We start from the raw sequence: 12,160 nt of genomic DNA, 5'->3' as shown, positions 1-12,160 counted from the left end.
CTCACCTCATTAATTCCTCATGTTTCATTAAGTACCGGTAGCTTGTCTCCGGTAAGAAATCTTTTAACACGGCCTCGTCGCCGTCAGTCATCGCCCGGCGCACAGCGGTTGCACTGATAATCTGTTTGCCGACAGCCAGACGGGGAATGACTGTCAATGTCAGGTCGTCTCGGAATACGTGCGCCATCGCTTGATTGTATACCTCTGTCACTTTCGAATTCGGCTCTTCGCCGACAAAGCGCTGGCTGATGCCCAGTACCGGAGCGATTCTCTCTTTAAACAAACGCGCATCCAATGACGCTTGGGTGCGAGCGATTGACAATGGCGCCCGATCTTTTAAAAAATATGCCGGAAAGGTCGCTGATGACACGAGATAGTCCTCAGTCCGCAACACGGTGACATTTTTTAGATGGGCTACACCCAGCCTGACCATTGCGAGACGATCTGACGTTGAAAACTCTGATTTTTCTTCTGATAATACGAACACATAAACTTGCGGACTCTGTCTGGCAGCTGTTTCCACTAAATACTGGTGCCCTTTTGTAAAGGGATTGGCGTTCATGACGATAGCGCTGGCATCGCCTTGTTTTTTATGGGCTTTCAAATAGCCAAGGTAGTCATTAAAATCCGGCTTGCCCTGCTCCATAAACAGCACTTCTTCATCGGCGATAATTTCCCGGAAACCCAACGAGCGGAAAATCGCTTTGTTCGACAGTTTCGTGTACAAAAAACAATGAGTCTCGTCTTTTTCATACAACCGTTCCAGCAACTGTGTCATGAGCTGCGCCAACAGATTTTCCGCCCGGTAATCTTCACGGACTGCGACACATTTGATAATCTTTCCTGACAAAGAACCTGCGGCAATCAATACTGTGTCGTCATAAATACCAATCGTGTCGTCCAGGTCCGCTTCCGGCTGCAATCCCGAACTGCGCAGCAGCGCCTGCCACTGCGCATAGGCCTGTTTGTCCTCTTTCAACCACAAACGTTTAACAGCATATAAATAATTAGCCACAGCTTCTCTCCCCCTTTACTTTTTCTTTACAGGAAAAAGTTTCGTCAAAATCTTTGATGACAAGTAAATGATAAACAGCACTGCGAACACGCCGCCCCAGCCAAAAACCAGCAGTTCAAAAGCTGTCCGCAAATCTTCCATGTTAACCGACATTCTCTTCCTCCTTTCCGGGTTAGCCTAAGAAGGCCAGCAATAAACCGCCGGCAATAACTGATGCGATTTGTCCGGAAACATTCGCACCAGCGGCATGCATCAATACAAAATTCTGCGGATCTTCTTCGATAGCCATTTTTTGAATGACCCGGCTTGACATCGGAAATGCGGAAATACCGGCCGCGCCAATCATTGGATTGATTTTTTCACGACGGAACAGATTCAGTACTTTGGCAAACAATACACCGCCGACCGAATCCATAATGAACGCAACTAAGCCAAGCCCGATGACCATCAGCGTGTCAACTTTCAGAAACTCTTCATAGTTCATGCTCACTGAAATCGATAGTCCCAGCAATATACTAATGATATTGACCAGTTCGTTTTGAGCTGTCACCGATAACCGGTCCAACACCCCACACTCCCTGAGCAAGTTGCCGAACATCAAGAAACCGACCAGCGGCAGTGACACCGGTGCAATCAAACCGGCAACGATGGAAATGACGATCGGAAACAAAATTTTCGTCGTCTGGGAAACCTCGCCCGCCCGGTAAGTCATACGAATCCGACGTTCTGCTTTAGTGGTCACTGCTTTAATGGCTATCGGCTGAATAATCGGTACAAGCGACATGTAGGAATAGGCCGCTACCATGATGGCTCCCATATATTTGGAATTGAGTGTATTGGCAACGAAAATCGACGTCGGGCCGTCAGCCGCGCCAATGATGCCGATAGATGCGGCATCATTCATCTCGAATCCCAAAAGCACTGCCATTATCACTGTAAAGAAGATACCGAACTGAGCGGCCGCGCCAAACATCAGCATGAACGGATTTTGTAATAACGGACCAAAGTCAATCATGGCACCGATACCGATAAACAGTAATAATGGAAATAACTCCGTTGAAATCCCAAAATCAAACAATACTTGAAACGGTCCGGGCTCTTCACCGGCCATCAATACACCTGAGTTAGGAAAATTCACTAATATCGTTCCTAACCCCATGGGTACTAAGAGTGTCGGCTCATACTGTTTTTTTATCCCCAGATACATCAGCAGGCCGCCAATCAGCATCATGACGATGCGTCCCGGTTCCTGTCCCATTCCTAAGACTCCCTCAATAAGTGTCTCCACGAATCCACTTCCTTTTCTTAATCTAAATTAGCTGATTGTCACTAGTGCATCGCCGGGATTGACTGCTTGTCCGCTGGTCACATGAATGTGCGAAACCGTGCCGGCGTGCGGCGCAACAATTTCATTTTCCATTTTCATTGCTTCTAAAATCAGCAGCGGCTGGTTTTCCGTGACCGTATCACCGGCATTCACCAGCAGTTTTAAAACAGTGCCCGGCATCGGTGCCGTCATGGCATCACCACCAGCTGGTGCGGGTGCCGGTGCAGGAGCTGGCGTCGGTTCTGCAGCAGGTGCTTCCTTGACCGCAGCTGCCGCTGGTGACACTGCCGGCGGGGCATAAGATTGCGGTGTGCCGCCGATTTCCTCCATTTCTACCAAATATTTTTTCCCATCAATTGTAATATTAAACTTGCGTAACATGTTCTTTCTCCTTACTTGTTTTGTTTTTAGCGATTTTGGTGACTGTCAATTGACAGTCGTCAGCATACTCGGCGGCTAAACCGGCAGCGATGACGGCGATTTCTCTTGCCTCCGGGTTAAATTGTCTGATTTGCTTGACGGCAAATCGGCTCTGCGGGTAATGTTCAGCTGCAAGACAACTGGCTATCACACTGACTAGGCCGACCTCCTCCGCATCTGCTTCAATGTATAAAGGCAGGTCCTCCCATTCTTCATCAGCCGGCTGAGCACCTGCGGCAGCTGCAATTTCTTTTTTCGGCCCCCTCTTGAATACGTTTCGTAGGATGCCCATGCACTTCACTCCTCCCCTTAGTTTTTTCACATACTCATTATAGGAAACCCCTCCCAAATAAATAGCGTAAAACGGCAAAATAATTGTTCTTTTAGTGTTCACATTTCTTCCCCACTCTGACAAAACAGACTAAAACATTGTCAAATCAACGTTTCCACCACTTGAATCCGGCGTTAAGATTTTATTAATACTTTATTAAGCATTGACTAAGATTTGGCCGCGGGAAGTGTTTTTTTCGTGTTTTTTACGTAAAATCGCCTTTATTCTTTGTTCGCTTTTTATTATCCTATGCATGTGAACAGAATCTGGGTTGTTATAAAAAAAGGGGACGTCGCTAATTATCGCAAAACGTCTTTTTTATCAGCACAGTTTGTGATCGCTTACAATTTGGTGCACAAATAAGAAAGGATGAAGATTATGTTGCTTACCGTGTTATCTTATGGAATGATTATCGTATTTATGTATGTGATTATGAGAAAAAAATTATCGCCATTCACCGCGTTAGTTATCATTCCGCTTATCTTCACATTGCTGGCGATGGCGTTTGGAGTCGCCAGTCCGCCGCCGGTTGACGGGGTTGTCCCTGATGTGAATATCGGCAACTTTATTATGGATGGCGTTGCAACAACGTCAACAACTGGAATTATGTTGCTTTTTGCGATTCTGTACTTTTCGATCATGTTAGATGCCGGGTTGTTTGATCCCATTACCAAAAAAATGATTTATTTCGCTAAAGGCGACCCGATGAAAGTGCTGATGGCAACTGCCGTCGTTGCAGCCGCGGTTTCCCTTAACGGCGATGGAACAACCACAACACTGATTTGCTGTTCAGCCTTTATACCTATTTATAAAAAATTAAAAATGAACATGATGAACTTGGGCGTACTGATTATTCTGCAAAACACCATTATGAACTTGCTGCCGTGGGGCGGACCGACTGCACGTGCCATGGCCGTTCTCGAAGTGGACGCCGACATCCTTTCTTATTTGGCACCGGGCATGGTTATTTCCGTCCTCTACGTGATTTTCTTCGTGGCTTACCGGATGGGGAAAAAAGAGCGTGTCCGCTTGGGTGTGACAACTTTCTCTGAAGCGGAATTAGCAGAAATGACGACCATCACCGACCCTGACTTGCTAAAAATCCGCCGTCCGAAAAATTTTATTTTCAACGGCATCCTGACAATTGTTTTAGTCGGCTGGCTGGTACTCAGCTCATTTGTCGAACAGCTTGGTCTGCCGTCATGGATTGAAATGCCGCCTCTTTTGTTGTTCCTTGTCGGCACATGTATCGCGTTGATGGTCAACTATCCGAAATTGAAAGACCAAAGCAAACGTATCGGCGCAAATGGCGGCGATGCCGTACAGGTCGTCATCCTAGTCTTTTCCGCCGGCGTCTTCATGGGGCTGTTCCAAGGCTCCGGCATGGCCAACGCATTGGCTACAAGTTTTATTGATATCATCCCGAAACAGCTGGCCGGTGCCTGGGGACTCGTTATCGCATTAATTTCCGCGCCTGGAACATTCTTTATTTCAAATGACGGTTTTTACTTTGGCGTACTCCCTGTGCTTGCGGAGGCCGGACGATCTTACGGCTTTGATAATATGTCCATGGCTTTAGCATCATTAATGGGACAAGCCTTCCACCTGTTGAGCCCGCTGGTAGCATTCATCTATCTGCTCCTGCGCCTGACAGGTCTGGATATGGGGCAATGGCAAAAAGAATCCGCCAAATACGCCCTGGGAATTTTCATTATCTTTGTTGTCTCGCTTGTAGCATTTGGCTACATGCCGATATTCATTCCACAATAGATACATACCCACAACAAACAAAAGCCGAGGTCTGTCGTTCCCTCGACTTTTGTTTTTAAATTACACGTAAATTATTAAAATTTCACTAGAAATTTCTCTGTTTGACATAAAAAAGAACCAAAACGGTGTATGATTTATAAGGAGGATAAAAAAACATGAATCCCACCATTGAAAAAGTGAAAGACAATCTCGAATTGTCACGCAACAAGCCGCTTAAGACAAGTATTTACGAAGCGTTCAAAAAAACAATTATTTTAGGAGATATCCCCGCCGGCGAACGAATCAATGAAAAAGAATTTTCAGAACAATTAAATATCAGCCGCACGCCGATCCGGTTTGCCCTCCAAGAATTGGTCAAAGAACGGCTGGCGGAGCATAGGCCCCGGATCGGTATCGTTGTGAAGGGCATCAGCACCAAAGATGCGTATGAAATTTATGACATCCGCAAATCACTGGACACCTTGGCCACCATCGAAGCCATGAAACGGATGACAACAGCTGATTTTGCCGAGCTGAAAGCCCTGCTGGAACAAGGGGATGCCTACAACCAATCCGACCAAGTCGATGAACTTCTGCAAAACTTCTCAGATTTCAACTCATTCCTGTATGAAAAAAGCCAAATGCTCCGTTTGAAAGAAATTGTCACGGAATTGCAGGCCTACCTGATTTATTTTCGCGACATTGCGATTCGTTCCGCTGACCGGCGGAGCATCGCGTTAGCGGAACACTGGCTGATTTATAACGGCATGAAAACAAACGACATAGACCGCATCACGTTAATCACTCATGAGCATTTAGACCGCTCCTTGCAGTTCATTTTAAAGGAAATGGAGCGGCGGCGCATTGAGTGATACTAGTCAAATGCTCGCTTTATATGGCGAAAAAGCGTTGTTTTATGAAGTCTCTCTCGCGCCTAAACCCGGATTAGTCGACCCTTTCTCTAACGGTGCGCACAGCGACATGGACTTTCGGACGTTTAGGCGCAGCATCGAAAGTCTGGCGCCTTTTTTTAAACGGTATGCAGAAGCCGGCCGGCAGCACACCGGCTCGCCTGAGACCCTCTTTCATAAAGTTCGCGAAATTGGCAAACAGGCGGAAGCTGACATGCTGGCTGCCACTCAAAATATCAATACCCACAAAGGAGCTAATTTTTCCTTTGCGCTGCTAATCAGCAGCACCGGCTACTATTTGCAGTCGCATACACTGCCGCTTCAGGCACAGGATTCCGCGCGCATTCTCCGGTTTGCATCTGAAATGGCCGCGCAAGCACTGGCAAAAGACTTGCAGCTCATAAAAAAGAAACAGACCTTGACTCACGGGGAAAAATTGTATGCGGAAAAAGGCATAAACGGGATACGCGGCGAAGCCATTAACGGCTACCCTGCGCTTTCCCAGCTGCTCTTGCCTTTTTTGCGCCGGCCTTCCTCAGATTCGGCAGAAATCAGGTTATTGCGGGGATTGATTTTATTGATGGGACACATCGAAGACAGCAACCTCATTCACCGCGGCGGCATCGCCGCCTGGAAACACATAAAAAAAGAGAGCCAGCTTCTCCACGCTGAGTCTCTTCCGAAAAATCAATTCGTGACGTATTTAAATCAGTTGGACCAGAAAATGATTCGTTTGAATTTAAGTCCCGGCGGTGCCGCAGATTTGCTTTCTTTAGGCATATACTTCGCTTTTTTGGAAGAGCTGCTTAGTCTCCCGTCGGAATAAATGTGTAGCCGATGCCCCAAACCGTTCTTAAATATTTGGCGTGTTTGGGATCATCTTCGATTTTATTGCGCAGCTGACTAATGAATACCATAATAGTATTGGGATCGACATCGCCGCTATTCCAAACATTGCTGTAAATCTGCTCTTTTGAAAAAACCTGGTCGGGATTCTCGATAAAAAACTGCATCAGCTGAGTTTGTTTCGATGACAGCGGGATCAGTTCATCATTCTTGAACAACTGGTAACGGCTGCGGTCAAAGCGAAAGTCGCCGGCAATCATTTCTTTCTGGTTTGCCGGATCCTGCTGGGTCTGTATGACTTTAGACCGCTTTAATGTGGCCAGCACTTGTGCTCTTAATACATCCGGACTGAACGGTTTCGTCAAATACAAGTCCGCTCCGGTTTCCAGTCCGGCAATAATATCTTCTTCCTCTTTTTTAGCACTTAAAAAAATAATGGGTGTCGTCGGGCTTTTTTCACGTATCATTTGCGCCAAGTAATACCCGTCGTTTTCATGTTCCAAACTGACATCCAGTAAAAACAGGTCAAACTTCACCCTTGTCATGATATCCATTGTCGATGTGATTGAATCACTTTGATAAATCAAAATGCCAGTTGCCTGCAACGCTTTCCAGATTAGCCGTCGAATAGCCGTCTCGTCATCAATAACCAAAATCTTTTCATTACGCACTGCTTTTGTCCCCCTATATTCATTTCGAAGGTGAGGTGTCCCTTATGAATAAAAAACCTTCTGTTAAACTTTTTTACTTATGTTTTATTATTGTGTTGATCTTAACTATAACAGGCATTTTTTTTACCACTACTAGTTATCGTAACACATATGATTACGCTTTAGAAATGGGAATTGCCCAAATTGACAAAATTAACAACTATGTTATTAACATTCTCACACTAGAAATTGAATCCCAAAGTAATGAATTAAGAATTTATGGCGACTCACTAAATAAAAAAACAGAATGGCATTCGAAACTTGAGTTCAATTCTGAATTGAATGAACTGTTCCATAACAATATTTCACTCGTTGATGAAATTTACCTGCTGGATGATCAAGGCAACTTCCTCGATGGCATCAAAGAAAACAAAGGCAGCCTGCAGCCTGTAAAATACATCCCTGCCGCCTACTTGCAAGATGTGTCTCTAAAAAAAGCACTCGCAGGAGATGTCGGCTCAAACGGCAACGAATATTTCGATCAGCACACAACATACATCAATCTTTACTACCCTATCAAGCGGGAAGGGAAAACAGCGGGACTGTTGCTGGCACCGATTAACATGACCCGGTTCTTTGATGAAACGATTTATTTAAACAAGGAAAACATCAGCGGTTATTCATTAGTAAAAAACGAAGACATGTGCGTCGTCCTCCATCCGTCAGACAAACAAATCGGGCTGTCGATTGTTGACGGCCGGAAAAAAGAATTTTCTGATTTGGACTACAGCGATTTGGAAAAGCTGGAAAAACAGCAACGGGAAAACGAACACGGCACTGCTGTCTATTATTCCTACTGGTGGCCGTCGGACAAGCTGGAAAAAGCATTGAAACTGGCCGCCTTTCAATGGGTGACCGTCGGCGAAGCTCACTGGGTAGTTGCCACAAATATTGATTTCGGAGAAGAAACCAATCTGCAGCTGCAAGACAGTTTGACCATCGGCGGTATTTTAGCCATTTTATCCGCCATTACCCTGCTGCTTTTTTTCTATTTCCGGAACTACATCCGGCGAAATCAGGCCTATGAAGAAAACAAACGGCTGCTTGAACTGCAGGAAGTGCTCAAAGAAAAGTATCATTTGGAAAAATCAATGCTGCAAGACACAAAATTAAAAACAATCGGCCTGCTGACCACTTCCATCGTTCACGACATGAACAATTTCCTGACGCCGATTCTCGGGAACACTGCCCTGCTGCTGGAAGAACATCAAGATGACCCGGCATTGGTGGAAGATTTAAACGAAATTTACAACGCCGCCAAACAAGGTCAGGAACTCTCGAAAAATGTCCTGCGTTTTTCTAAAAAAGACGCTGACAATAGCCAGCTGCTGGCAGTCAATGCAGTGGTGGAAGAAGCTTTTCAAACCATCCAGCCGCTGTTCCCGAAATCAAACCGGCTAAAATTACTGCTGCGGCCGACCGGTATGTCATTTTTTGAAAAGGAAGACTTGCAAGGTGTCTTGTACAATTTGATTACCAACTCTTTCCAAGCTGATAAAAGTCAAAAACCCATCATCATTGAAACAAATCGCGTCACTAATGAGCAAATCAGCCAGATGACTGACTCGGATCCTGACAGCGGCGCGGCAGGTTACGCAGTCATATCGGTCAGAGACTTCGGACCGGGTATTCCGGAAGAAATCCGTGAAAAAATCTTCACGCCTTTCTTTACCACCCATACGGCCGACGGCGGAACCGGCTTGGGGTTGTTTATCATTTCATCCCTGATCAAAAAGAACAACTGGCTTATAAAAGTTGACACTTCCAGCCGTGGAACGACCTTTTCGATCGGTATCCCGTTAAAAAACGAGTAAAAGTCCTTTCGTAAGCGCCTGATAAAACAGTGCCTACACACCAAATAGCCTGACCTTTATACTAGAGTCAGGCTATTTACTGTTTATCAAAAGTATATGTTGCCCGGCAAAGTTGTTGAACTTCCTCTGCCCAAGGTAAGCATTGATCCAATGCGTCAGCGGTCAGCACCTCGAGATTGGGGAGGCGCTCAAACAGGAATGTCAAATACTTTCCCGGATCAAGCTGGTTGGCTTTGGCCGTCCGAATGATGCCCAGGAAGATACCCGTTGTGCGGGCTCCTTCTAAACTAGTCGACTGCAGCCAGCCGTCACCATCCCAGTACAATAGTTTGAACCGGTCGCTTCGTCTGCCGCAAAACAGAAAGATCGCTCATCATAGACGTCCATCTGATAGTCTTGTTGGACGATACCAGCCAGACCATCGATTCCCTTGCGTAAATCACAAAAGCCAGTCACGATATAGACCTGTTTGACAGCTGTCAAATCAAGAAGCATCGGTATTCAGCTCCTTTAACACCGTTTGAAGAATGTATTGATTGATGCCGTTATAGATCAATACCTCGCTGCCATCTTTGTGTCTTAACCGCACCGCAAGTCTCGCTGGACGCGGTGTTTTTTTGTCAGCACTTTTGACTTCTTCGATGAGTTGAATAGGGATTATTTCATTTGGTTTATGCAAATATGCCACCTCCATAGTTATTTGTTAGCTCAAGTATACTTGAGGGTGGCAGCAGATGATAGATACTGTTTTATCAGGCGTTTACTTCACTTCTGCAACTAACTTGTCTGCCTCAATGCCTTCAAAATTTCCTGTGGCGGTGGCGACCACTGCAGCAGATACTTTATTGGCCAGCAGACAGGACTCTGCCGTTGACAACCCGAGCGACTGCCCTGCTATGAAAGCACCTGTGTGGGAATCGCCAGCACCGATTGTGTCAACCACCGCTACTTTTTCACTTGGCGTGTTGACTATCTCAGCGCCTGAGTAATACGCACAGCCGTCTGCTCCCAAAGTGACGATGACGGTCGTTTTTGTCCGCTCAAACAGAGCTGTCACCCCTTCTGTCACGTCGGAAACGTTCGTCAACGTGAAGAGTTCTTCTTTATTGCAATGAACTACAGGCTGCAGCGCGAATAAGCGGGACAGCGTTTCTTCATCCAAATACGCGGCTCTCGGACCCGGGTCGAAGACTATCTTGGTCTGAGCGGCATCCTGTATGTGTTCCAGCTCCGACACAATCACTTCGCCTGACGTCCCTTCCAGTTCATAACCGGACACGTAAATCAAACGATAGTCATCTAAGCGGAAAGACTTAAACCAGTCGCTTATCCAATGGACTTCTACGCCCGGCAGCGACAAAAAGGTGCGCTCCCCGCCGGCTTCGACAAATGAAATGTTCCAGCCGTTATCAATGCGCAAGTCACGCACCAGCGGAGGAATCTGCTTTTGTTTAAACTCTTTTAAAATAACATCTGCATACTGCCCGGTACCGATTGGGCAAAGGAAATCAACTTCCTGATCAAACTGGGCAACGACACGCTGGACATTGTACCCGCAGCCGCCCACAACTGTGTCCACCAACTTGCCGTAAATATCTTCGCCCGTTTGAGGCAGTCTTTCCACCTCAATCACTGTGTCAATCACAGCCGCGCCTATTATTAAAATACGTGGTTTCATTTGTTCTCCCTCCGAGATAACCCGTTTAGCACAACCATCAGCACACCGCTTACCAGCATTGCAATCAACACGCCTAAACTGTTGTCACGAAATACCCCTTTGGCAAAAGGCCCGTCGAAAAAGCCTGTGTTGGTGAACAAAAAGCCGACCAGCACACCGACAAACCATGAGGCCACAGCAGGCATGCGGACTTTATTGGGACCGTCTATTGTCATCAGGTCCGTATCATATCCCTGATGTTTGCGGTTGAGCACATAATCAATCAAGAAAACAGCCGACCATGAGGCCAGCAGAATACCCAACAGTCCTAAAAACAATTGAAATGTATCTAAAAACGAAGTGGAAAAGAACAGTACGTACAGCGGCAAGCCAACCATCAGCACACCGTGGAAAATCAACGAATTTTTTTCGCTGACGTTTATATTCAGTGCATCCAAATTCATTTTAGCTGACTGCAAACTGACGATACACTGAGGGATTATCCCTCCCACGGCCGTTATCAAATAAATAGTTGAAATCCAGGACGGCAGAGCGTCTTGGATGACTGTCATCGGGTTGGCTGAACTGGATAAATCCGGTGACACCGTCCCCACGAGAATGCCGGCAAATAAAATAAGAAACAGCGGGATAAACGCACCAAACGTCGTACTTAGGAATACTTTTGACGATTGGATGTCTTTGCGCTGGTAAGCCCCGTAGTCGGCACCCGCGATTGCCCAATTGATTCCCGTTCCTGCTGCAATAATCGACACTGCCGGTAAAAAGCCGTACGTCCAGCTGCCTTGAGGAATAGCCAGCACACCCTGCCAATCCACATCACGTACCAGTAAAATCAAGATTAGCAAGGTCAGCCCGCCGAACACATACGTCAGCCATGTTTGAACCTTTTCCAGCTTGTCAGGTTTGATTGTCCCCGAAAGCAGCACAAGCGATGTGAAAATAGCCAGCGAGATAATCGTGATGATGCTGCCTTCCTGACCGATGATATTTTTGAAAACAGCACTGATGATCAGCGTCCCTGTCACAACGTTGACACACAGCCAGCCCACCAGATTCAGCCAGGCCACAAAGTTCGGAATAATATTCCCTTTAATTCCGAAGGCCGCTCTGGACAAAATAAACGTCGTGACACCCGTCCGGTGACCAATCATGCCGATAACGCCCACAATTGCAAAAGATAACGCCGCCACACAAGCTGCAACAAGCGATTGAACCAAATTCAACCCGAACGATGTAATCATTGCACCCATCACAATGCCTAAAATTCCGATGTTGTTGGCAAACCAAATAAAAAATAAGCCTTTTGTCGTGCCTGTCCGTTCGCTATCCGGCACATAAATCCCTGTTTCAGCCATTTCC

The 12,160-nt window shown here is 46.2% G+C and carries 14 protein-coding genes and 1 pseudogene; 4 read left to right on the top strand and 11 right to left on the bottom strand.

Annotated features, from left to right (window positions below; translation table 11 throughout):
• Position 1: 1 nt before the first annotated feature.
• From citC to CBF27_RS01765, 5 genes are read right to left on the bottom strand one after another with little or no spacing between them, the layout of a single operon-like run.
• Entirely contained in the window at positions 2–1,015 is a 1,014-nt protein-coding gene (gene citC, locus CBF27_RS01785) for a [citrate (pro-3S)-lyase] ligase (RefSeq protein ID WP_126811775.1), read from the bottom strand.
• 15 nt (positions 1,016–1,030) lie between these two features.
• Positions 1,031–1,168: an OadG-related small transporter subunit gene (locus tag CBF27_RS01780; RefSeq protein WP_126811773.1), complete on the bottom strand. Its 138-nt coding sequence runs from the start codon at positions 1,166–1,168 to the stop codon at positions 1,031–1,033.
• 19 nt (positions 1,169–1,187) lie between these two features.
• On the bottom strand, positions 1,188–2,303 hold the full coding sequence (locus CBF27_RS01775) for a sodium ion-translocating decarboxylase subunit beta (RefSeq protein ID WP_170174968.1): 1,116 nt from the start codon (positions 2,301–2,303) through the stop codon (positions 1,188–1,190).
• A gap of 27 nt (positions 2,304–2,330) precedes the next feature.
• A complete protein-coding gene (locus tag CBF27_RS01770) occupies positions 2,331–2,723 on the bottom strand; it encodes an acetyl-CoA carboxylase biotin carboxyl carrier protein subunit (RefSeq protein WP_126811771.1) in 393 nt (130 codons plus the stop codon).
• Complete coding sequence (locus CBF27_RS01765; protein WP_126811769.1) at positions 2,707–3,054, bottom strand: hypothetical protein; 348 nt, start codon at positions 3,052–3,054, stop codon at positions 2,707–2,709. Before CBF27_RS01765 ends, CBF27_RS01770 begins: the two co-directional genes overlap by 17 nt.
• Before the next feature lie 417 nt (positions 3,055–3,471).
• Here CBF27_RS01765 and CBF27_RS01760 point away from each other — a divergent pair, with 417 nt between their 5' ends.
• From CBF27_RS01760 to citG, 3 genes are all read left to right on the top strand, one after another.
• A complete protein-coding gene (locus tag CBF27_RS01760) occupies positions 3,472–4,863 on the top strand; it encodes a CitMHS family transporter (RefSeq protein WP_126811767.1) in 1,392 nt (463 codons plus the stop codon).
• 155 nt (positions 4,864–5,018) lie between these two features.
• Positions 5,019–5,714: a GntR family transcriptional regulator gene (locus tag CBF27_RS01755; RefSeq protein ID WP_126811765.1), complete on the top strand. Its 696-nt coding sequence runs from the start codon at positions 5,019–5,021 to the stop codon at positions 5,712–5,714.
• Positions 5,707–6,579, top strand: a complete 873-nt coding sequence (citG, locus tag CBF27_RS01750) for a triphosphoribosyl-dephospho-CoA synthase CitG (RefSeq protein ID WP_245985897.1) — start codon at positions 5,707–5,709, stop codon at positions 6,577–6,579. Before CBF27_RS01755 ends, citG begins: the two co-directional genes overlap by 8 nt.
• Here citG and CBF27_RS01745 read toward each other — a convergent pair.
• Positions 6,560–7,270, bottom strand: a complete 711-nt coding sequence (locus tag CBF27_RS01745; protein WP_126811763.1) for a response regulator transcription factor — start codon at positions 7,268–7,270, stop codon at positions 6,560–6,562. The genes citG and CBF27_RS01745 overlap by 20 nt on opposite strands.
• A gap of 167 nt (positions 7,271–7,437) precedes the next feature.
• Between CBF27_RS01745 and CBF27_RS01740 the strand changes: the two genes are divergently transcribed.
• Positions 7,438–9,123, top strand: coding sequence for a sensor histidine kinase (locus tag CBF27_RS01740; RefSeq protein WP_170174967.1), 1,686 nt, complete (start codon positions 7,438–7,440; stop codon positions 9,121–9,123).
• A 76-nt stretch (positions 9,124–9,199) separates the two neighbouring features.
• Here the strand turns inward: CBF27_RS01740 and CBF27_RS14020 are convergent, their stop codons facing one another.
• The 5 genes and pseudogenes from CBF27_RS14020 to CBF27_RS01720 all read right to left on the bottom strand — a co-directional run bounded on the left by CBF27_RS14020 (position 9,200) and on the right by CBF27_RS01720 (position 12,156).
• Positions 9,200–9,448, bottom strand: coding sequence for a transposase domain-containing protein (locus CBF27_RS14020; RefSeq protein ID WP_148112272.1), 249 nt, complete (start codon positions 9,446–9,448; stop codon positions 9,200–9,202).
• Positions 9,449–9,478: 30 nt separating this feature from the next.
• Positions 9,479–9,618, bottom strand: a pseudogene (tnpB, locus tag CBF27_RS14560) (IS66 family insertion sequence element accessory protein TnpB); the annotation flags it as partial.
• The gene (locus CBF27_RS01730; RefSeq protein WP_126811759.1) at positions 9,608–9,802 is read right to left on the bottom strand and encodes a hypothetical protein; all 195 of its coding nucleotides are present in this window, start codon (positions 9,800–9,802) and stop codon (positions 9,608–9,610) included. The gene CBF27_RS01730 and the pseudogene tnpB, both read right to left, overlap by 11 nt.
• Before the next feature lie 81 nt (positions 9,803–9,883).
• The gene (locus CBF27_RS01725) at positions 9,884–10,801 is read right to left on the bottom strand and encodes a PfkB family carbohydrate kinase (RefSeq protein WP_126811757.1); all 918 of its coding nucleotides are present in this window, start codon (positions 10,799–10,801) and stop codon (positions 9,884–9,886) included.
• Positions 10,798–12,156 (bottom strand): purine-cytosine permease family protein, encoded by a 1,359-nt coding sequence (locus CBF27_RS01720; RefSeq protein ID WP_126811755.1) that lies wholly within the window; start codon positions 12,154–12,156, stop codon positions 10,798–10,800. The genes CBF27_RS01725 and CBF27_RS01720 overlap by 4 nt, the downstream gene beginning before the upstream one ends.
• Positions 12,157–12,160: the final 4 nt, after the last annotated feature.

This window comes from Vagococcus acidifermentans, from assembly GCF_003987655.1.
Taxonomy (GTDB): Bacteria; Bacillota; Bacilli; order Lactobacillales; family Vagococcaceae; genus Vagococcus_B; species Vagococcus_B acidifermentans.
This window is presented reverse-complemented; position numbering and strand designations above follow the sequence as displayed.

Bases quoted from the DNA above. Each gene is read 5' to 3' on its own strand.
- CBF27_RS01780 (WP_126811773.1), bottom strand. From the start codon at position 1,168: ATGTCGGTTAACATGGAAGATTTGCGGACAGCTTTTGAACTGCTGGTT.
- CBF27_RS01770 (WP_126811771.1), bottom strand. From the start codon at position 2,723: ATGTTACGCAAGTTTAATATTACAATTGATGGGAAAAAATATTTGGTA.
- CBF27_RS01765 (WP_126811769.1), bottom strand. From the start codon at position 3,054: ATGGGCATCCTACGAAACGTATTCAAGAGGGGGCCGAAAAAAGAAATT.
- CBF27_RS01760 (WP_126811767.1), top strand. From the start codon at position 3,472: ATGTTGCTTACCGTGTTATCTTATGGAATGATTATCGTATTTATGTAT.
- CBF27_RS01755 (WP_126811765.1), top strand. From the start codon at position 5,019: ATGAATCCCACCATTGAAAAAGTGAAAGACAATCTCGAATTGTCACGC.
- CBF27_RS01740 (WP_170174967.1), top strand. From the start codon at position 7,438: ATGGGAATTGCCCAAATTGACAAAATTAACAACTATGTTATTAACATT.
- CBF27_RS01725 (WP_126811757.1), bottom strand. From the start codon at position 10,801: ATGAAACCACGTATTTTAATAATAGGCGCGGCTGTGATTGACACAGTG.
- CBF27_RS01720 (WP_126811755.1), bottom strand. From the start codon at position 12,156: ATGGCTGAAACAGGGATTTATGTGCCGGATAGCGAACGGACAGGCACG.